Here is a 20,313-nt window from a genome sequence, read left to right as displayed (position 1 = left end):
GACGGGGCTTCCAGCTTGTACGCGGAAGGTTCGGGCGCGCCCGGAATATCCAACGATCGCCACCCTGAAGGGGGTACGTCCTTGCGGAGGCGGTGAGTGGGGGTACGGGCGGTGTCCTGCGGCCGTGGAGGGGTCAGTTGTGGAAATCGGCGGTGTGGTCGGTGGCCCACTGGGTGAAGGTGCGGGCGGGGGTGCCGGTGATCTTTTCGACGGTGGGGGTGATCTCGGGGGGTGTGCCGACGGTGTCGGCGAAGGTGCGCAGCAGCCGGTCGAGCATGTGCGGCGGTACGTGCGGGAAGAGTTCGGCGCCTGCCTCGCCGGGCGGGGTCTCGACGAAGCGCAGGTCGCGGCCGGTGGCCCGGCCGATGGCGGTGATCTGGTCGGCGTTGCTGATCGCTTCGGGGCCGGTGAGGCGGTGGACGGCGCCTTCGTGGCCGGTGTCGAGGAGGGCGCGTTCGGCGACGGCGGCGATGTCGTCCTCGTGGATGGGGGCGGTGAGGCCGTCGGCGTAGACGCCGCGGATGTCGGTGTGTCCGGCGCGGATCTGGGGTGCGTACTGGAGGGCGTTGGTGGCGAAGGCGCCGGGTCGCAGGAAGGTGAAGTCGAGGCCGCTGTCGCGCAGTTGCTGTTCGACTCGGGCGTGCATGATGTGGATGGGGTGGGTGGGGTCGTCGGCGCCTTCGTGGATGATGCTGGAGGACAGCAGGACGACGTGGCGTACGCCGGCGGCGCGGGCGGCGGGCAGCAGGTGCGCGGCCTGGGCGTAGAGGAACACCCGGGTGACTCCGTCGAACACGGAGGCGGGGCCGGTGGGGTCTGCGGGGTCGGCGGGGTCGGTCTGGGGGACGCGGACGACGTCGGCGCCTTCGGGCAGGGCGGCGCGCTGCGGGTCGCGGGTGAGCGCCCGGACGGGGGCGCCGGCGGCGAGCAGACGGTGGACGAGGGCACGGCCGATGTTGCCGGTGGCGCCGGTCACTGCGATCACGGTGGTCTCCTGACGTTTCAGGGCTGATCGCCCTGGGCTCTTGGAGCCTAGGGAGGGTGATCAGCCCCGCGCATCGTCGCCGGGGACCAGCCGTGCCCTACGCCTGTGGTCCTACTCCCCCGCCTCGCCCCGTACGCGCAATGCCCGTGCGAGGTCGTCGAGTTGGTCGGCGAGCTTGCGGCGCAGGGCCGGGATCGGGTCGGCGCTGTGCAGGCACTGCTCGCCGAGGCGGAGGGTTTTGGCGTCGACGGCGTGGACGGGGAACGCCCAGCGGCCGGCGGCGTCGGCCATGGCGGGGCCGCGGCGGGCGGCGACGGCGACGGCGTCGTCGTAGTAGCGCTCGACCCAGGGCTGCACGAGGTCGGCCTGTTCGGGTTGCCAGAAGCCCTGGGCGGTGGCGATGAACAGGTAGTTGGACAGGTCGTCGCCGCCGAACATGGTGTCCCATGCGCGGGCCTTGGCGTCCGCGTCGGGCAGGGCGGCGCGGCAGCGGGCGGCGCCTTCCTGGCCGGCGGCTGAGGGGTCGCGCTCCAGTTCGGCGGCGATGGTGGCCTCGTCGGTGGCGCCGAGGACGGCGAGCCGGGTCAGGATGCGCCAGCGCAGTTCGGGGTCGAGTTCGGGGCCGCCGGGCACGATGCCGTCGGCGAGCCAGGCGTCGATGGTGTCGGGGTGGGCGGCGGTGTCGATGTAGTGGCGTACGGCGATCAGGCGCAGGCCGGGGTGGTCGCCGTCCTCGGTGCGGCGGATGAGGTCGCGGCACAGGTGGGTGAGGGTGGTCAGGGCGGCGGGCCGCTGGTCGGGGCGGACGTAGCGGTCGGCGATCTGGCCGGAGGCGAAGGCGAGGACGCCTTGGACGAGGGCGAGGTCCCGCTCGTGCGGCAGGTGGGCGCGGGCGGCGTCCAGGTAGGCGGTGGGCGGCAGTTCACCGTCGCGTACGGCGTCGCGCAGGGCGTTCCACACGACGGCGCGGGTGAGCGGGTCGGGCAGGCCTGCCAGGCCGGTGCGCAGCGCCTCGAAGGAGTCGGTGTCGAAGCGGATCTTGGCGTAGGTGAGGTCGCCGTCGTTGAGGAGCAGCAGGGCGGGCTTCTTGCCGAGGGGGTACGGCCGGCTGAGGGGGACGTCGATCTCGACGCGTTCGCGCAGGGTGAGCCGGCCGTCGTCGGTGAGGTCCTGGTCGTACAGGCCGACGGCGATGCGGTGCGGGCGGCTGCCGGTGTGTGCGACGGTGAGCAGGCGGTCGCCGTTGCTGCCGCTGATGTGCGGGGTGAGGGTGTCGACTCCGGTGGTGCGCAGCCAGGCATCGGCCCAGGCGTGGACGTCGCGGTCGGTGGCGGAGGCGAGGGAGTCGATGAAGTCGGCGAGGGTGGCGTTGGCGAACTTGTGCCGGGCGAAGTGGGTGTTGATACCGGCGAGGAAGTCCTTCTCGCCGAGCCAGGTGACGAGCTGGCGCAGCGCGGAGGCGCCCTTGGCGTAGGAGATGCCGTCGAAGTTGAGCAGCGCGGAGGCGGTGTCGGGGACGGCTTCGGGGGCGACGGGGTGGGTGGAGGGTCGCTGGTCGGCGTCGTAGCCCCAGGATTTGCGGGTGACGCCGAACTCGACCCAGGGCTGGGTGAAGCGGGTGGCTTCCAGGGTGGTCTGGTAGCCCATGTACTCGGCGAAGGACTCGTTGAGCCAGATGTCGTCCCACCACTGGAGGGTGACGAGGTCGCCGAACCACATGTGGGCCATTTCGTGGGCGATGACCATGGCGCGGGTCTGCCGCTCGGTGTCGGTGACGGCGGAGCGGTAGACGAACTCGTCGCGGAAGGTGACCAGGCCGGGGTTCTCCATGGCGCCGGCGTTGAACTCCGGGACGAAGGCCTGGTCGTAGGAGTCGAAGGGGTAGGGCTCGGCGAACTTCTCGTGGTAGCGGTCGAAGCACGCGCGGGTGATGTCGAGGATCTCCTCGGCGTCGGCGTCGAGGTAGGGCGCGAGGGAGCGGCGGCAGTGGAGGCCGAAGGGCAGGCCGCGGTGTTCGGTGCGCAACGAGTGCCAGGGGCCGGCGGCGACGGCGACGAGGTAGGTGGAGATCAGCGGGGTGGGTGCGGCTTTCCAGCGGCCGTCGCCGAGGTGTTCGGTGATGCCGTTGGCGAGGACGGTCCAGCCTTCGGGTGCGGTGACGGTGAGTTCGAAGACCGACTTGAGGTCGGGCTGGTCGAAGGCGGCGAAGACGCGCTGGACGTCTTCCATGAACAGCTGGGTGTAGACGTAGGTCTCGCTGTCGCTGGGGTCGGTGAAGCGGTGCATGCCTTCGCCGGTGCGGGAGTAGCGCATGGCGGCGTCGACGCGCAGCTCGTGTTCGCCGGCGCTGAGGTTCTTCAGCGGCAGACGGTTGCCGTCGAGGGTGTCGGGGTCGACGGGCTGTCCGTCCAGGGTGACGCTGCGCAGCTCGGCCGGCTTCAGCTCCACGAAGGTGTCCGCGTTCGTCCGGGCGGTGAAGCGGATCATGGTGCGGGAGTCGAAGGTCTCGTCGCCGGTCGTCAGATCGAGGTCGATCGTGTACTGCTGGACGTCGAGGAGCTGGGCACGGGTCTGCGCTTCGTCGCGCGTGAGTACGGACATGCAGGACATGCTGCCTGATGGCACCGGCATCGCACAGGGGCGGTTCGCTACGTGGCGTATGTCCCCCGCGCGCGCCTGTGTCCCGTCGTGGGCCTGTGTCCCTTGCGGGCCTATGCGCCCTCGCATGCCGGAACCGCCCGTGCGGGGCGTGTCGGGTCGGTGGGGGCGGCGGGGTTTGTCAGGTCGCGTTGTTGCGGTACGGCGGCCGGGCGGGGCTCGGGGTGGGGCAGTGGCGCCGGTCCCGCGCGGCCGGGGCCGGCCGGGCGGGCGCGCAGCCGGCGGATCTCCGCCTCCAGGGCGAGGCGGTGCTGGTGGGTGTCGTAGAGGTGGCGGACGTGGGTGCGCAGCGTCCAGGGGTCGACGGGCGTGCCGATGAGGCCGGCGACGCGGAGGTCGAAGGCGGTGGCGGCCAGTTCGGGGTCGGGGCGGAAACCGGTGAGCAGGACGACGGGGATGTGCTGGGTCTGCTCCAGGCGGCGCATGTAGCGCACCACCTCCAGGGCGCCGGCGCCGGGTGTGCGCACCTGCAGCAGGAGCAGCCCGACGCGGCCGCGCAGCAGCTGTTTGAGCGCCGCGTCGCCGCTGGTGGCCCGGCCCAGGCGGTAGCCGAGCGGGGCCAGGGTGCTTTCCAGGGCGTACAGGGTGCCCTGATGGTCGTCGACGATGAGGATCTCGGCATCCGTCGGCATGGCCCGGCGTCCCTCCCGCGCGCTGAGGGGTCCAGCTTACGTCCGGGTGCTGACGGCCGGTGCCGGTCGGATCACCTGCCGTGCACGCGGTGGCCGGATCGGTGCGGTCGGTCGGTGCCGGAGATCGGTGGCCGGATCAGTGCGCGGGGCGGGCGGCGGGGGCGGATCCGGCGGTGCCGTTCGCGGTGTCCTCGGCGATCCGCTCGTGGTGCCTGATCACTTCGCCGACGATGAAGTTCAGGAACTTCTCGGCGAACGCGGGGTCGAGTTTGGCGCTCTCGGCGAGGCCGCGCAGCCGCGCGATCTGGCGGGCCTCGCGCTCGGGGTCGGCCGGGGGCAGCTGGTGGGCGGCCTTGAGGTGGCCGACCTGCTGGGTGCACTTGAAGCGCTCGGCGAGCATGTGGACGACGGCGGCGTCGATGTTGTCGATGCTGTCGCGCAGCCGGGACAGCTCGGCGCGGACGGCCGGGTCGACGTCACCGGTGTGGGTGTCGCTGATGGTCATGGCCGTCCACCCTAGTGTGTGCCGGGCACCGCCCCACCAGCGAGGATCGGCCGGAGCCGGTCTGGCGGAGGTTCGGCCGGATCTGCGTACAGTGGAGTCGGGCTCCAGCGTCTTGGGGGTTGGGCGTGGGCAACGGCGGACCGGTCCGGCACGGCTACCCGCATCTGCAGACGGTGCGGGCCGCCGTCACCGCGCTGTACAAGCGCCTGTCGTACGACACGATCGCGACGTTCGCGACGAGTGTGGCGCCGGTGGATGTGGCGTTCTGCGACACCGACGACCTGTATCTGGGGGCGCAGCGGGTGGCGCGGGAGCTGGTGCTGCACTACCGGCTCCCCGATGCGCGGATGATCGTCTCCTTCCGTGAGATGACGCATGCGGCGAACATCGAACTGACCGCCGGGCCGGAGTACTTCGTGGAGCTGAATGACCGGTTCCGTACGCATCGGCGGGACATCGGGGCGGCTCTGGCGCACGAGATCATGCACGTGTACCTGCACCGCCTCGACCTGGCGTTCCCGGGCACCCGCGAGAACGAGATCCTCACCGACACGGCGACGACGTATCTGGGCGCGGGCTGGCTGCTGCTGGACGCCTACCGGGAGGACGGGGCGTCGTCGCAGAAGTTGGGCTATCTCACGCCGGAGGAGTTCGGGTACGTGCTGGCGAAGCGGTCGCTGCTGTTCGGGGAGGACCCGTCGACGTGGTTCACCAGCGCGCGGGCGTACGAGGCGTACGGCGCGGGGCTCGCGCTGGCCCGGCTGGACGAGCGGCAGCCGCCGCTGACGGCGGCCGGCTGGGCGGGACGCCGGCGCTACGCGCGCGAGAGGCGCCACGCGCAGGAGCACGCGCGCGTGACGGCGCCGGACGGCGTGCCGTACAGCTTCGCCCCGGACGGGCACGGGCCGTTGCGGGTGTCGTTCCCGTGCCCGACCTGCCATCAGCGGATCAGGGTGCCGGTGCGGGGGCGGGTACGCGCGCGGTGCGCGCTGTGCCGGACGGTGTGGGAGTGCGACACCTAGGCCCTGTCGCTCGGATCACTCCCGCGTCGCCGACGACGGGCCCTGGGCGAGGGTGACCCGCGCTGTGTGTACGGCCCCGAGGGTGCCGGGCGTGATGCGCAGCGTCAGTGCGCTGCCGGTCGCCAGCACCTGCACCGTGGGGTCGGCCGACGTCACCGCGGACACCGGCCGGTTCCAGATGAGGTCGATGGCGGCGCCGTCGCGCAGCGGGCCGGAGACGCACACGGTGGCCGTGCCGCCGCTGCGGCGGATCATGACGCTCGCCGGGGTGCTCGCGGTGAGGTCGCCGACGGTGCCGGCGAGCCAGAAGTTGACGCCGGTGAAGCCGAGCGCGGGTGCGCAGACGCCTTGCTGGCCGCTGGTGTTGGCGAGGATCCGCAGCCGGCCGGCGTCGGCGGCGCGGGCGGCGGTCTGCCGGGCCGTGGCGCCGGGCAGTATCGCGTAGGCGTAGCCGGCCGCGGTCGGGTCGGTGCCGTGGTCCGTCCACAGGGTGAGGTAGCGGCGGGTGACGGGATCGGTGGTGCCGCCGGTGTTGATGGCGGACCAGGATCCGGTGCGGGCCTCGCGCAGGGTCTGCAGGGCGGCGCCGCCGGGGAAGACGTAACCGCCGAAGCCGGCGAGGTGGGCCCAGCGGGCGCGGGTGAAGGTGGTGTGCCGGCCGAGGGTGGTGGGCTGGGTGATGCCGTCGACGGTGAGGGCGTGGCTGCCGTTCGCGCCGAGGTTGCGGTTGTCGACGATCGTCTCCACGCCGGTGCCGTCGCGGCTCTGGATACCGGCGCCGAGGCAGACGATCATGTCGTCGAGGAAGAACCAGGACTTCTGGGCGACCAGCGTGGACGACAGGCCCTTGAGGTGCTGGCCGACGGCCGCGTAGGTGCCGTCGGTGGCACCGCCGACCCAGCGCGCGTCGGGGCGGGCCGCGCCCCAGGCGCCGCCCTCGCCTTCGGCCAGGGTCTTGCGGGAGACGGTGGTGCCGGGCAGCCGCATGGGGTCGACGGTGGCCCAGAAGCTGTCGCTGTACTGGCCGTTGCCGAAGGTGTCGCCCCACCAGTAGAGCATTCCGGAGCCGCTGTGCCAGCCGCGCAGGTGCTCGCCGTTGCCGTTCTCGTAGTAGGTGATCCGCTGGGAGGCCATGGAGACGCTCGCGGCCCAGCCGGGGCGGCGGTGCACGGCCCGGTCCATGCCGGGGAAGAGGCGGTGGCCGGTGGGTTCGGGGGCGGCGGTGGTGGTGGTGGAGTCGGCGATCGTCTTCAGGCGGGCCAGCTGGGCGACGTTCAGGGCGTCGCTGGTGAGGATCGGGCGGTAGGCGGCGCGGGCGATCCAGCCCTTGATCATGGCCTCCCAGCGGCCGCGTTCGGCCGGGGACGCGCTGCGGGCGAGCAGGGCGATGCAGGCGATGATGGCGTGTCCGCGCAGATGGTCGTCCTGGAGGACGGCACGGGTGTCGCTCTTCTGCACCCCGCGGCTGACCGCGCGCCCCGACACGTTGTCCATGGCGAGGCCGTTGAAGAGGAACGGTGCGTAGGCCTTCTCGACGGAGTCGAGGATGACCTGCCGGCCCGGGTCGGTGACCTCCCAGGCCGAACCTTCCAGCAGGGCGAACAGCAGGGACAACCCGCCGAGCATGACCGCGCCGTAGGAGCCGGCGTAGGGGACGTAGGTGTGCTGGATGAAGCTGCCGTCGGCGTAGAGGCCGTCGCCGGAGGTGACGTACGGGAAGACGGGGCTGAGCGCGTCGCGGGCGAGGGCGAGCTTGGCGGGATCCTTGCCGAGGACGCCGCGCAGGGCGATGACCCGGCACAGGTCGACGCGGTTGGCGCCGGTGGAGGTGCCGGTGTACTGGGCGACCGCGCTGTCCGGGACGAAGTGGTCGACGGCCGCGGTGCAGTCGGCGATCCGGGCCGCGCCGAGGCTGTCGTAGAGATGGGTCGCGATGTCGAGCAGGGCCTGCGGGGCGCCGATCTGCCAGCTCCACCAGTTGCCGTAGCGGGCCTGGCCGGCGTTGTACGCCTCGGCGTGCAGATGGTCGAGGCCGGTGATGATCTCGGCGAGCAGCCCGGCGTCGCCGGTGAGGCCGGTGCCGGGCTGGGCGTAGGCCTCGGTGAGGGTGCGCAGCCGGGTGTAGCTGGTGACGAGGTTGCCGGAGTACATGTACGACTCGCTGTCGGTGTCCGGGTCGGGGTCGGCGTAGGGCAGGTCGGGCCACAGGGACCCGGGCGCGGGGTTCATTTTGGCGCGCAGTGCGGCGGCGGTGGCGCCGAGGGTGGTGAGGCGGGCGGCGTAGGGGTCGGCGGTGGGGTCGAAGCCGGTGCCGAGGGTGAGGCTGCGCCATTTCAGGCGGAGGGTGTCGTAGGGGTCGGCGGTTGTGCCTTCGGCGGGTTCGGCAGCTTGTGCGGTGCCGGGGAGGCTGAGGGTGAGCGGTGCGGTGGCTGCTGCGGTGAGGGCGGCGCGGAGGAGGGCGCGGCGGGTCATTCGGGGCATGGCGGACGTACCTCCGGGAGGAGGGGAGGAGGGGTGCGGTGCCTTGCTGGGTCGAGGGGCGCGGTGCGGAGGGGGGTGGAAGCGGTTTCTAGCACGAACGAACAGGGGTCGGCAATGAATCGCGCAAGGTAGCGTTTTTTTGTTCGTTCGTTCAGTAACGTTCACGTTCGATCGAATGCCGGTTAGGCTGCTGGTGAGTGGCGGCGGGCGGAGAGGGGCGCGGCGGTGCATGCCGAAGAACGGCACCGGGAAATCCTGCGCAGGGTGCGCGCGAGCGGGTCGGTGCGGGTCAGCGATGTCGCCGCGGAGTTGGGGGTCTCCCCCATCACCGTCCGGCGTGACGTCGAGGTGCTCGCCGAGCGGGGTTTGCTGGTGCGGGTGCATGGGGGCGCGGTGCTGCCGGAGGCCGTGCCCGGTGGGGGTGGTGGGGGCGGTGGGTCTGTCGTGGGGCTCGTCGTGCCTGCGGCTGACTATTACTACCCCGAGGCGATCAAGGGGGCGCGGGAGGCGGCCGCCGAATGGGGAGTCCGGCTCGTCCTCGGCATCTCGCAGTACGACCCGGAGCAGGAGCGGGCGCAGGTGCGGCACATGCTCTCCGAGGGGATCGACGGGTTGCTGATCGCTCCCTGCGAGCGGGTGGGCGGTGAGGGTTTCCTCCCGGATGATCTCGGGGTGCCGTATGTGCTGGTGGAACGGCAGCCGGAGGACGATGTCACGGACGCCGAGCAGGTGGTCAGTGACCATGCGTACGGGGCGCGGATCGCGGTGCGGCATCTCGCGGAGGGCGGTCGGTCGCGGATCGGGTTGCTGCTGCGGGACGACAGTCCGCACCGGGGCCTGGTGCGGGAGGGGTTCGTCGGTGGGCTTGCGGGGGTGGGGCTGCCGCTGCCGGGTGACTTCGTCGTTCCGCTGCCGTCGCAGGGGCGGGCAGGTGAACGGGACCGGGTGCTGGAGGAGTTCACCGACGCGGTGGTGTCGGGGCGGATCGATGCGGCGCTCGTGCACAACGACCACGACGCGATCGTGGTGCTGCAGCGGCTGCGGGCGCGGGGGGTGCGGGTGCCGGACGATGTGGCGCTCGTGGCGTACGACGACGAGGTCGCGGGGCTGGCCGACGTTCCGCTGAGCGCGGTGGCGCCGCGGAAGCGGGCGGTGGGGGTGGCTGCGGTCGAGTTGATCGCGCGTCGGCTGGCCGAGCCGGGGCGGGCTCGGCATCGGGTGGCGCTGTTGCCGGAGTTGCGGGTGCGGGGGTCCAGCGGGTGAGCCCGCGGCGCCCTGTGCGGGTGCCTGCGGCGCCGGGTCGTGTTTCGGGTGCGGGTTGCGTTGTGACTGGTCGCGCCCACACGGCGGAGCCGCATGTCGAATACAGCCCCGCGCCCCTTTCGTGCCTGCGGCGGCCCGCTGCTGTCCGGTGGCCGGTTGCTGTCGCGCCTTCTGTTGCCTGTGAGTCGGGGCCGGGGTGAGGGTGTCCGTCCTCGTCCGGCCGCCCGTCCCCGACGAGGACCCTTGCCCGGTGCCGGCCGCTGCGGGCGGACCCCCCCCCCCCACCCTGTCCCTTCCCGCCGTCGGCGACTGCCTCCGGTCGTAGCTGCGGGTAAGCGGATACCGCACCGTCACCCCTCCCCCGTCACCGCCCGGTGCGGCAGCGCGACCGTCAGGGCCGCGCAGGCGATGAACGTCGCCGTGACCCAGGGCATCGCCGTGGTGAGGGCGTCGGTCAGGCCGTGGGTGGTGTGGCCGAAGAACACCGTGCCGATCGCCGCCGCGCCCAGCGCGCCCCCGAACTGCTGGGCCGTGGAGAAGATGCCGGACGCGCCGCCGGCGAGGTCGGCCGGTACGGCGGACAGGACCACGTTGACCAGGGGCACGACGAGGAAGCCGAGGCCGGCGCCGGCCATGAGGAGGCCGGGGACCAGCGGCCACGCACCCGTGTGCGGGCCGGAGGCGTCCGCGACGGCCGCCCAGACCCAGCCGAAGCCGCCGGCCATCATCAGCGCGCCCGCGCCCAGCACCACCCGGCCGTACTTCACCGCGAGGGAATCCGCGACGGGCGCGGTGAGGAAGCCGCCGGCCGAGAAGGCCACCGTCACCAGTCCGGCCTGCATCGGCGTGTAGCGCTCCGCGGCCTGCAGCCAGATCGCGAAGACCAGGAAGAAGCCCTGCATGCCGATGGAGAAAAGGAGTTGGACGAGGACACCGAAGGAGAACGCGGGGAGTTTGAAGGCGCGGGCCGGGAGGAGGGGGGTGGTGTGGGTCGTGCGGCGGCGCTCCTCGGCGATCGCGAGCGCCGCGACCGCGCAGACGCCCGCGGCCAGGCACAGCCAGCCCCACAGCGGCCAGCCGTTCTCGCGGCCCTGTACCAGCGGCAGCACGATCGCCACCAGGCCGGCCGCGAGGAGCAAGCTGCCGAAGACGTCGGGGCGTCCGGCCGAGCGCTCCTTCGTGGGCGGCACCAGCAGCAGGCCGCCGATGAAGGTCGCCACCGCGATGGGCACGTTGACGAGGAACACCGAGCGCCAGCCCCAGCCGAACAGGTCGGCGTCGGTCAGCAGGCCGCCCAGCAGCAGGCCCACCGCGGAGGCGAAGCCGGACACCGCGCCGTACATCCCGAAGGCGGCGCCGCGCTCCTTGCCGGCGAAGAGGGTGCGGAACGAGCCGATCACCTGGGGGACGAGGACGGCTGCCATGACGCCCTGCACGGCGCGTGCGGCGATCAGCTGGTCCGGCGACTGGGCGATGCCGCAGGCCAGGCTCGCCAGGCCGAAGCCCGCGGTGCCGGCGAGGAACAGGCCGCGGCGGCCGTAGCGGTCGCCGAGGTGGCCGGAGACGATCAGCGTGGCGCCGAAGCCGAGCAGGTAGGCCGAGACCAGCCATTGGAGATCTCCGTCCGAGGCGTGCAGGTCGCGGCCGATGGAGGGGACGGCGACGTTGACGATGGTGACGTCGAGGAGGTCCATCAGGGCCGCGGTCATCATCACGACGGCGGCCGCCCAGCGGCGGGGGTGGGGCTGCGAGGTGGTGGCGGGTGGGGGTGTGGTCAGGGACGGTGAGTTGGACACGGTGGCTCCCCGGTTCATTATTTCGTTCGGACTAACGAAAGAGTTGCAGGGGTGGCGGGGTGAGCGCAAGTCATTCGTTCGGGCGAACTAAATTTTTAGTAGGGTGGGAGCATGTCGGACGAGAAGCGCGCGGAGACTCTGGGACGGCTCATGGCCGTCGGCCGTGAGCACAGTGGCGTCACGGTGATGTTCCACTCGGCGATCGCCGCCAAGCAGGGGCTGAACGCGACGGAGGAGAAGACGCTCGACCTGCTGGAGCGGCACGGCCCGCTCACCGCCAAGGACCTCGCGCGGCTGACCGGGCTGGCCCCCGCCTCCGTCACCGGGCTGGTGGACCGCCTGGAGTCCAAGGGGTTCGCCCGGCGCGTCAAGCACCCCACGGACAAGCGCAGGGTGCTGGTGGAGCTGGACGCGGACCGGGTCGGTGAGCTCGCCGTGTTCTTCGAGGACTGGGCCCGGGACATCGTCGAGGCGTGCGAGGAGTTCAGCACCGAGGAACTGGACACCGTCGTGCGGTTCCTGGCGGTGATGGCGGAGCGCCAGCGCGCGGCGGCGGCCCGTCTCACCGGGTCCTGAGGGATCGCAAGTGGCCTGATCAGGCCGGGCGCACGATGCCCTGGGCGCGGGCGGCCGCCAGCCACTGCGGGAACTCCCCCACCAGCCGGTCGTACAGCTCGGCGTCGGAGACCGTGCGCGGGTCCGTGCCGGCGGGGAAGAAGCCGGCGTTGTCGACCGCCCGCCTGTCCGGTACGGCGAGGTCGTCGAGCTTGCGCAGGAAGTCGAACTGCTTGCTGTGCGGGTCGCCGAACCCGACGAACTGCCAGAACAGCGGCAGCCGCGCCGCCTTGCACAGACAGCGCTCCGCGGCGAGCTTGTCGGTCGGGCCGCCGTCGGTCTGGAAGACCACCAGGGCGGGGTCCTTGGCGCCGCTGTCGAGGTAGTGGTCGATGACGGCGTCCATCGCCGAGTGGTAGCTCGTCCTGCCCATGTGGCCGAGTCCGGCCACGATCCGGCCGATCCGGCCATGGTGGTCGGCGAGCGCGATGTCGGTGACGGCGTCGACGTCCGTGGAGAAGAAGACGACCGGCACGCTGCCGTCGTCGTCGAGGTGCGCGGACAGGCCCAGTACGCGGTCGGCGAGCGCCTGCACGCTGCCGTCGCGGTAGTACGGCTTCATGGAGCCCGAGTGGTCGACCACGAGGTAGACCGCCGCCCTCAGGCCGTCCAGGCCGTGCTTGGTGAGCGAGATCCCGGCGTTCTTGTAGAGGCTGACCAGCGCGGGTGCGGTCTCCTCCACTGTGGTCAGACTGATCGCGGCCACGCGCTTCTCCCCCTCGGCTTCGTGGTTCCGGTGGGGCGAGGGTATGTCACGCGTGGCCCCTAACATCCCGCCATCCACAGGCGTTCGTTATTTTGTTCGCCGCCGTCCCCACCGGCTCACCGTCCGTCCCATCTCTGTGAGGAGCCGGCGTGGAACCCGAGTCCACCGTCACCACCTGCTATCGCCACCCCAAGGTGGAGTCCTACGTCCGCTGCACCCGCTGCGAGAGGTTCATCTGCCCGGACTGCATGCGCGAGGCGGCGGTGGGCCACCAGTGCGTGGAGTGCGTGAAGGAGGGCGCGCGCTCGGTGCGGCAGGCCCGTACGGTCGTGGGCGGCCGGGTGCCGGCGGCGCCGGTGCTCACCTGCGTGCTGATCGGGATGAACGTGCTGGCGTATCTGGGCGAGCTGGCGCGGCCGGAGATTGTGCAGCGGTTCTCGATGCTCGGGGCCCGGCTGGTCGGCCCGGACGGCGGCTACTACGTCTACGACAGCGGCCTCCCGGCCGGCTACGACGCCCAGGGTGTCGTGGCCGGCGAGTGGGAGCGGCTGCTGACCGGCGCGTTCCTGCATCTGCCGCCGACCGAGGGCGCGTTCGGGATCGCCCACATCGTGATGAACATGTTCGCGCTGTGGCAGATCGGCCGCGCCGCGGAGGTGCTGCTCGGCCGGGTCCGCTATCTGGCGCTGTATCTGCTGTCCGCGCTCGGCGGTTCGGTGCTGGAGCTGCTCATCGCCGACCCGGCGACCGAGTCGGTGGGCGCCTCGGGTGCCATCTTCGGCCTCGGCGCGGCGTACTACGTCCTGGCCCGGCGCATGGGCGGCGACCTCGGGCAGGTCAACCGGTTCATGGGGATGCTGCTGCTGTGGATGCTGGTCTCCGCCGGTCTGACGTCCTGGCAGGGCCACCTCGGCGGCCTGCTGACCGGCGGCGCGCTGACCCTGGCCTACGCCTACGCGCCCCGCAACCGCTACCGCGCCCTGGTTCAGGCGGGCGCCTGTGTGGCGCTGCTGGCGCTGCTCGCGCTGTGCGCGTGGGGCAGGTTCGTCGAGCTGACCTCGGTCACGGCGTGAGAGTGATCGGAGGGACACCCCGGCCCGGACGGAGTCCTGCCGGGTGCCGTAGGCGTGCGGAGAAAGGCGACGGCGCCTGCCCAGGGTCCGGTCGGGGACAGGGCAGGCGCCGTCTGTGTTCCGCACGCCGTTGTACGGGACGTTTTCAGGGCCGTCAGACCGCCAGGGCGCGGTCCGTCGGGCGGATCGGGGCCGGCAGGTCGCTGGCTCCGGTCAGGTGGCGGTCGACGCCGCGTGCGGCCGAGCGGCCCTCCGCGATCGCCCACACGATCAGGGACTGGCCACGGCCGGCGTCACCGGCGACGAAGACACCGGGGACGTTCGTCTGGAAGTCGGCGTCGCGGGCGATGTTACCGCGTTCGTCGAGGTCCAGGCCGAACTGCTCCACCAGGCCGTTGTCCCGGTCGGTGCCGGTGAAGCCCATCGCGAGGGTGACCAGCTGGGCCGGGATCTTGCGCTCGGTGCCCGGCTTGGAGGTCAACTTGCCGTCGACGAACTCGACTTCACTCAGGTGCAGCCACTGCACGTTGCCGTCCTCGTCGCCCTCGAAGTGGGTGGTGGAGGCGGAGTAGATCCGCTCGCCGCCCTCTTCGTGGGCCGAGGTGACCTTGTACAGGATCGGGAAGGTCGGCCACGGCTGGTTCGTCGGGTGCCGCTCCTCGCTGGGGCGGGGCATGATCTCCAGCTGCGTGACGGAGGCCGCACCCTGGCGGTGGGCGGTGCCCACGCAGTCGGCGCCGGTGTCGCCGCCGCCGATGACGACGACGTGCTTGCCCTCGGCGGAGATGGGGGGCGCCACGAAGTCGCCCTCCTGCACCTTGTTCGCCAGGGGCAGGTACTCCATGGCCTGGTAGATGCCCTTGAGCTCGCGGCCCGGCACCGGCAGGTCGCGGGCGGTGGTGGCGCCCACGGCCAGCACGACCGCGTCGTACCGCTTCTTCAGGTCCGTGGCCTTCAGGTCGCGGCCGATCTCGATGCCGGTGCGGAAGCGGGTGCCCTCCGCGCGCATCTGCTCGATACGGCGGTTGATGTGCCGCTTCTCCATCTTGAACTCGGGGATGCCGTAGCGGAGGAGACCTCCGACGCGGTCCGCGCGCTCGTAGACGGCGACGGTGTGGCCGGCCCGGGTGAGCTGCTGGGCGGCGGCCAGGCCCGCGGGGCCCGAGCCGACGACGGCGACGGTCTTGCCGGACAGGCGCTCGGGGATCTGCGGGGCGACGTCCCCGGTCTCCCACGCCTTGTCGATGATCGAGACCTCGACGTTCTTGATGGTGACCGGCGGCTGATTGATGCCGAGCACGCACGCCGACTCGCAGGGAGCCGGGCACAGGCGGCCGGTGAACTCCGGGAAGTTGTTGGTGGCGTGCAGGCGCTCCTGCGCGGCCGACCAGTCCTCGCGGTAGGCGTAGTCGTTCCACTCGGGGATGAGGTTCCCGAGCGGACAGCCGTTGTGGCAGAACGGGATGCCGCAGTCCATGCAGCGGCTGGCCTGCTTGCTGATGATCGGCAGCAGGGAGCCGGGGACGTAGACCTCGTTCCAGTCCTTGACGCGCTCTTCCGCCGGACGGGACTTGGCGACCTCGCGGCCGTGGTTCAAAAAGCCCTTCGGGTCAGCCATTGATCGCCGCCTCCATCATCTTCTCGGTGATCTCGGTCTCCGACAGACCGGCTCGCTCGGCGGCGTCCTTGGCGGCGAGCACTGCCTTGTACGTGCTGGGGATGATCTTGCTGAAGCGCTCGACGGCGGTGTCCCAATCGGCCAGGAGCTTCGCGGCGACGGTGGAGCCGGTCTCCTCCTGGTGGCGGCGCACGACGTCGTGCAGCCACTCCTTGTCCGTCTCGTCCAGCGCCTCGATCGCGTCGATGTTGCCGACGTTGACGTTGTCGCGGTCCAGGTCGATGACGAACGCGATGCCACCGGACATGCCGGCCGCGAAGTTGCGGCCCGTCTCGCCGAGGACGACCGCGTGACCGCCCGTCATGTACTCGCAGCCGTGGTCACCCACGCCCTCGGAGACGACCAGCGCGCCGGAGTTGCGCACGCAGAAGCGTTCGCCGGTCTTGCCGCGCAGGAACATCTCGCCGCCGGTCGCGCCGTAGCCGATGGTGTTGCCGGCGATGACGCTGTACTCGGCGAGGTGGTCGGCGCCCCGGTCCGGGCGGACGACGATCCGGCCACCGGACAGGCCCTTGCCGACGTAGTCGTTGGCGTCGCCCTCCAGGCGCAGCGTGACACCGCGCGGCACGAAGGCGCCGAAGGACTGGCCGGCGGAGCCGGTGAAGGTGATGTCGATGGTGTCGTCGGGCAGGCCCGCACCGCCGAACTTCTTCGTCACCTCGTGGCCGAGCATGGTGCCGACCGTGCGGTTGATGTTGCGGATGGCGACCTGGGCGCGGACCGGCTGTGCGTCCGTCGCGCTCCCGGCGGCCAGCGCGTCGGCGGCCAGCTTGATCAGCTCGTTGTCGAGGGCCTTCTCCAGGCCGTGGTCCTGGGCGATGACCTGGTGGCGGACCGCGCCCTGGGGCAGCTCGGGCACGTGGAACAGCGGGTTGAGGTCCAGGCCCTGGGCCTTCCAGTGGTCCACCGCGCGCTCGACGTCCAGCACCTCGGCGTGGCCGACGGCCTCCTCGATGGAGCGGAAGCCCAGCTCGGCGAGCAGCTCGCGGACCTCCTGCGCGATGAACTGGAAGAAGTTCACCACGTACTCGGCCTTGCCGGCGAAGCGGTCGCGCAGCACCGGGTTCTGGGTGGCGATGCCGACCGGGCAGGTGTCCAGGTGGCACACGCGCATCATCACGCAGCCGGAGACGACGAGCGGAGCGGTCGCGAAACCGAACTCCTCGGCGCCCAGCAGCGCGGCGATGACCACGTCACGGCCGGTCTTGAGCTGGCCGTCGGTCTGCACGACGATCCGGTCGCGCAGGCCGTTGAGCAGCAGGGTCTGCTGGGTCTCGGCGAGGCCGAGCTCCCAGGGACCGCCGGCGTGCTTGAGCGAGGTCAGCGGGGAAGCGCCCGTGCCGCCGTCGTGGCCGGAGATCAGCACGACGTCCGCGTGCGCCTTGGACACACCGGCCGCGACCGTGCCGACGCCGACCTCGGAGACCAGCTTGACGTGAATCCGCGCCTGCGGGTTCGCGTTCTTCAGGTCGTGGATCAGCTGGGCGAGGTCCTCGATGGAGTAGATGTCGTGGTGCGGCGGCGGGGAGATCAGGCCGACACCCGGCGTCGAGTGACGGGTCTTGGCGACCCACGGGTAGACCTTGTGGCCGGGCAGCTGGCCGCCCTCGCCGGGCTTGGCGCCCTGGGCCATCTTGATCTGGATGTCGTCCGCGTTGACCAGGTACTCGGAGGTCACGCCGAAGCGGCCGGAGGCCACCTGCTTGATCGCCGAGCGGCGCGCCGGGTCGTACAGGCGCTCCGGGTCCTCGCCGCCCTCACCGGTGTTGGACTTGCCGCCCAGCTGGTTCATGGCGATGGCGAGGGTCTCGTGCGCCTCCTGCGAGATGGAGCCGTACGACATGGCGCCCGTGGAGAAGCGCTTGACGATCTCGGAGACGGGCTCGACCTCGTCGATCGGGATCGGTCCGCGGCCGGACTTGAAGCCGAACAGGCCGCGCAGCGTCATCAGGCGCTCGGACTGCTCGTTCACGCGGTCCGTGTACTTCTTGAAGATGTCGTAGCGGCCGGTGCGCGTGGAGTGCTGGAGGCGGAAGACCGTCTCCGGGTCGAACAGATGCGGCTCGCCCTCGCGGCGCCACTGGTACTCGCCGCCGATCTCCAGCGCGCGGTGCGCCGGGGCGATGCCGGAGGCCGGGTAGGCCTTGGCGTGGCGGGCGGCGACCTCCTTGGCGATGACGTCGATGCCGACGCCGCCGATCTTGGTGGTGGTGCCGTTGAAGTACTTCTCGACGAAGGCCTCGTCCAGGCCGACGGCCTCGAAGACCTGGGCGCCGCGGTAGGAGGCGACGGTGGAGATGCCCATCTTGGACATGACCTTCAGCACGCCCTTGCCGAGGGCGTAGATCAGGTTCTTGATGGCCTTCTCGGGCTCCAGGCCGTTCAGGAACGTGCCCGCGCGCAGCAGGTCCTCGACCGACTCCATCGCCAGGTAGGGGTTGACGGCGGCGGCGCCGTAGCCGATGAGCAGGGCGACGTGGTGGACCTCGCGGACGTCGCCGGCCTCGACCAGCAGGCCCACCTGGGTGCGCTGCTTGGTGCGGATGAGGTGGTGGTGGACGGCCGAGGTGAGCAGCAGCGACGGGATCGGCGCGTGCTCGGCGTCCGAGTGGCGGTCCGAGAGGACGATCAGGCGGGCGCCGTTCTCTATGGCGGCGTCGGCCTCGGCGCAGATCTCGTCGATGCGGGCGGCCAGGGCCTCTCCGCCGCCGTGCACCCGGTACAGGCCGGAGAGGGTCGCGGCCTTGAAGCCGGGCATGTCGCCGTCGGCGTTGATGTGGATGAGCTTGGCCAGCTCGTCGTTGTCGATCACCGGGAAGGGCAGGGTGACCGAGCGGCACGAGGCGGCCGTAGGCTCCAGCAGGTTGCCCTCGGGGCCCAGCGAGGAGCGCAGCGAGGTGACCAGTTCCTCGCGGATGGCGTCCAGCGGAGGGTTGGTGACCTGTGCGAACAGCTGGGTGAAGTAGTCGAAGAGCAGGCGCGGGCGCTCGGACAGGGCCGCGATCGGGCTGTCGGTGCCCATGGAGCCGATCGGCTCGGCGCCGGCGCGGGCCATCGGGGCGAGGATGACGCGCAGCTCCTCCTCCGTGTAACCGAAGGTCTGCTGGCGGCGGGTGACCGAGGCGTGGGTGTGGACGATGTGCTCGCGCTCGGGCAGGTCGCCCAGCTCGATCTCGCCGGTCTCCAGCCACTCGGCGTACGGCTTCTCGGCGGCGAGCTGCGCCTTGATCTCGTCGTCCTCGACGATGCGGTGCTCGGCGGTGTCGACGAGGAACATCCGGCCGGGCTGCAGGCGGCCCTTGCGGACGACCTTCGCGGGGTCGATGTCGAGGACGCCGACCTCGGAGCCGAGGACGACGAGGCCGTCGTCGGTGACCCAGTAGCGGCCGGGGCGCAGACCGTTGCGGTCGAGCACGGCGCCGACCTGGGTGCCGTCGGTGAAGGTGACGCAGGCGGGGCCGTCCCAGGGCTCCATCATCGTGGAGTGGAACTGGTAGAAGGCGCGCCGGGCCGGGTCCATGGAGTCGTGGTTCTCCCACGCCTCCGGGATCATCATCAGCACGGAGTGCGGCAGCGAACGGCCGCCGAGGTGCAGGAGTTCGAGCACCTCGTCGAAGGACGCGGAGTCGGAGGCGTCGGGCGTACAGACCGGGAAGATCCGCTCGAGGGTCTTCTCGGAAGAGCCGAACAGGTCCGAGACCAGCTGCGACTCGCGGGCGCGCATCCAGTTGCGGTTGCCCTTGACGGTGTTGATCTCACCGTTGTGGGCGACGAAGCGGTAGGGGTGCGCGAGCGGCCACGACGGGAAGGTGTTCGTGGAGAAGCGCGAGTGGACGAGCGCGATCGCGGAGGCGAAGCGGCGGTCGGACAGGTCCGGGAAGAACGGCTCGAGCTGGCCGGTGGTCAGCATGCCCTTGTAGACGATGGTCCGCGCGGACAGCGACGGGAAGTAGACGCCCGCCTCGCGCTCGGCGCGCTTGCGCAGCACGAACGCCTTGCGGTCCAGGGCGATGCCCGTGGCAGGCACCGCGGCACCGTCGGCGACGAAGAGCTGGCGGAAGAGGGGCATGGTGGAGCGGGCGGTGGCGCCCAGCAGCTCCGGGGCGACCGGGACCTCGCGCCAGCCGAGGACGGTCAGGCCCTCGTCGGCGGCGATCGTCTCGATCTGTGAGACGGCGTCGGCGGCGCCGTCCTCCGGGAGGAAGGCGATGCCGGCGGCGTAGGCACCGGCCTCGGGCAGCTCGAATCCGGCCACCTCGCGGAAGAACGCGTCGGGGACCTGGGAGAGGATGCCCGCGCCGTCGCCCGAGTCGGGCTCGGAGCCGGTGGCACCGCGGTGCTCCAGGTTGCGCAGGACCGTCAGGGCCTGCTCGACCAGCGTGTGGGACGCCTCGCCGGTGAGGGTGGCGACGAAGCCGACGCCGCAGGCGTCGTGCTCGTTGCGGGGGTCGTACATACCCTGCGCAGCAGGGCGAGCATCCATGAAGGACCAGTTCGAGCGGTCCGTGGAATGCTGGGACGGCTGGCGCGGCGTACGCATCGGCTCTCCCGTCGTCGTCAAGTGGCTGGGGGCACCTCCCAGGCCTTCAGGCTCTGGGGGAGCAAGTGCCGAGGGACGACGTTGGCCCTCTGCGTGTCTCAAAATTTCGTGCAGGTTACATGATGGAGCGGTTCTCGGGAACCGGATACTCCGTTCCAACATGCGGACGCCGCGCGGGTGCTCGGGCGGGGGGTGACGCGACCCTGCGGCGGAAAGTGTGGGGCCCGACACGGACAGATCCGTGTCCGTCGGACCGGTGACCGGGACGGGCGTCGTCGCACGCCCCGGGGGCGCGCCGCAGGCCTCATTGCCCACAGCGCTTACGGCTCATGCCCCGCGGTCACACTGCCGAAACCAGC

Annotated in this window: 13 protein-coding genes; 4 read left to right on the top strand and 9 right to left on the bottom strand. The window is 71.5% G+C overall.

Annotated features, from left to right (window positions below; translation table 11 throughout):
• Positions 1 to 133: 133 nt before the first annotated feature.
• The 4 genes from ACF1GV_RS05235 to ACF1GV_RS05220 form a co-directional block, all read right to left on the bottom strand.
• Entirely contained in the window at positions 134 to 985 is an 852-nt protein-coding gene (locus tag ACF1GV_RS05235) for an NmrA family NAD(P)-binding protein (protein WP_391678000.1), read from the bottom strand.
• A 111-nt stretch (positions 986 to 1,096) separates the two neighbouring features.
• The gene (gene pepN, locus ACF1GV_RS05230) at positions 1,097 to 3,595 is read right to left on the bottom strand and encodes an aminopeptidase N (protein ID WP_391677998.1); all 2,499 of its coding nucleotides are present in this window, start codon (positions 3,593 to 3,595) and stop codon (positions 1,097 to 1,099) included.
• A gap of 101 nt (positions 3,596 to 3,696) precedes the next feature.
• A complete protein-coding gene (locus ACF1GV_RS05225) occupies positions 3,697 to 4,275 on the bottom strand; it encodes a response regulator (RefSeq protein ID WP_391677997.1) in 579 nt (192 codons plus the stop codon).
• Positions 4,276 to 4,411: 136 nt separating this feature from the next.
• On the bottom strand, positions 4,412 to 4,780 hold the full coding sequence (locus ACF1GV_RS05220; protein ID WP_391677996.1) for a chorismate mutase: 369 nt from the start codon (positions 4,778 to 4,780) through the stop codon (positions 4,412 to 4,414).
• Between the two features lie 125 nt (positions 4,781 to 4,905).
• On the opposite strand from ACF1GV_RS05220, the gene ACF1GV_RS05215 reads away from it, so the two are divergent.
• On the top strand, positions 4,906 to 5,802 hold the full coding sequence (locus ACF1GV_RS05215) for a hypothetical protein (protein WP_391677994.1): 897 nt from the start codon (positions 4,906 to 4,908) through the stop codon (positions 5,800 to 5,802).
• 15 nt (positions 5,803 to 5,817) lie between these two features.
• Here the strand turns inward: ACF1GV_RS05215 and ACF1GV_RS05210 are convergent, their stop codons facing one another.
• Positions 5,818 to 8,283, bottom strand: coding sequence for a polysaccharide lyase 8 family protein (locus tag ACF1GV_RS05210; RefSeq protein WP_391677992.1), 2,466 nt, complete (start codon positions 8,281 to 8,283; stop codon positions 5,818 to 5,820).
• 225 nt (positions 8,284 to 8,508) lie between these two features.
• Between ACF1GV_RS05210 and ACF1GV_RS05205 the strand changes: the two genes are divergently transcribed.
• A complete protein-coding gene (locus ACF1GV_RS05205) occupies positions 8,509 to 9,546 on the top strand; it encodes a substrate-binding domain-containing protein (protein WP_391677990.1) in 1,038 nt (345 codons plus the stop codon).
• Between the two features lie 350 nt (positions 9,547 to 9,896).
• Here ACF1GV_RS05205 and ACF1GV_RS05200 read toward each other — a convergent pair whose 3' ends face one another.
• Entirely contained in the window at positions 9,897 to 11,342 is a 1,446-nt protein-coding gene (locus ACF1GV_RS05200) for an MFS transporter (RefSeq protein ID WP_391677988.1), read from the bottom strand.
• Between the two features lie 111 nt (positions 11,343 to 11,453).
• Here ACF1GV_RS05200 and ACF1GV_RS05195 point away from each other — a divergent pair, with 111 nt between their 5' ends.
• Positions 11,454 to 11,918: a MarR family winged helix-turn-helix transcriptional regulator gene (locus ACF1GV_RS05195; RefSeq protein ID WP_391677985.1), complete on the top strand. Its 465-nt coding sequence runs from the start codon at positions 11,454 to 11,456 to the stop codon at positions 11,916 to 11,918.
• Positions 11,919 to 11,937: 19 nt separating this feature from the next.
• Here ACF1GV_RS05195 and ACF1GV_RS05190 read toward each other — a convergent pair whose 3' ends face one another.
• Positions 11,938 to 12,663 carry a vWA domain-containing protein gene (locus tag ACF1GV_RS05190; RefSeq protein ID WP_391677982.1) on the bottom strand — a complete coding sequence of 242 codons (726 nt, stop codon included), beginning with the start codon at positions 12,661 to 12,663 and terminating at the stop codon, positions 11,938 to 11,940.
• A gap of 149 nt (positions 12,664 to 12,812) precedes the next feature.
• Here ACF1GV_RS05190 and ACF1GV_RS05185 point away from each other — a divergent pair, with 149 nt between their 5' ends.
• The gene (locus ACF1GV_RS05185) at positions 12,813 to 13,736 is read left to right on the top strand and encodes a rhomboid family intramembrane serine protease (protein ID WP_391677980.1); all 924 of its coding nucleotides are present in this window, start codon (positions 12,813 to 12,815) and stop codon (positions 13,734 to 13,736) included.
• A 154-nt stretch (positions 13,737 to 13,890) separates the two neighbouring features.
• Here the strand turns inward: ACF1GV_RS05185 and ACF1GV_RS05180 are convergent, their stop codons facing one another.
• Entirely contained in the window at positions 13,891 to 15,354 is a 1,464-nt protein-coding gene (locus ACF1GV_RS05180) for a glutamate synthase subunit beta (protein ID WP_391677979.1), read from the bottom strand.
• Positions 15,347 to 19,954, bottom strand: coding sequence for a glutamate synthase large subunit (gene gltB, locus ACF1GV_RS05175; RefSeq protein WP_391677977.1), 4,608 nt, complete (start codon positions 19,952 to 19,954; stop codon positions 15,347 to 15,349). Before gltB ends, ACF1GV_RS05180 begins: the two co-directional genes overlap by 8 nt.
• Positions 19,955 to 20,313: the final 359 nt, after the last annotated feature.

The sequence above is a fragment of the Streptomyces sp. NPDC014006 genome (assembly GCF_043088925.1).
Classification (GTDB): Bacteria; Actinomycetota; Actinomycetes; order Streptomycetales; family Streptomycetaceae; genus Streptomyces.
Note: the sequence above shows the minus strand (reverse complement) of the source record. Positions and strands in the feature narration are given on the sequence as shown.

What these genes read in the sequence shown, in the direction of transcription:
- pepN (WP_391677998.1), bottom strand. Translation starts at nt 3,595, where the DNA reads ATGTCCTGCATGTCCGTACTCACGCGCGACGAAGCGCAGACCCGTGCC.
- ACF1GV_RS05225 (WP_391677997.1), bottom strand. Translation starts at nt 4,275, where the DNA reads ATGCCGACGGATGCCGAGATCCTCATCGTCGACGACCATCAGGGCACC.
- ACF1GV_RS05220 (WP_391677996.1), bottom strand. Translation starts at nt 4,780, where the DNA reads ATGACCATCAGCGACACCCACACCGGTGACGTCGACCCGGCCGTCCGC.
- ACF1GV_RS05210 (WP_391677992.1), bottom strand. Translation starts at nt 8,283, where the DNA reads ATGCCCCGAATGACCCGCCGCGCCCTCCTCCGCGCCGCCCTCACCGCA.
- ACF1GV_RS05195 (WP_391677985.1), top strand. Translation starts at nt 11,454, where the DNA reads ATGTCGGACGAGAAGCGCGCGGAGACTCTGGGACGGCTCATGGCCGTC.
- ACF1GV_RS05180 (WP_391677979.1), bottom strand. Translation starts at nt 15,354, where the DNA reads ATGGCTGACCCGAAGGGCTTTTTGAACCACGGCCGCGAGGTCGCCAAG.
- gltB (WP_391677977.1), bottom strand. Translation starts at nt 19,954, where the DNA reads ATGCGTACGCCGCGCCAGCCGTCCCAGCATTCCACGGACCGCTCGAAC.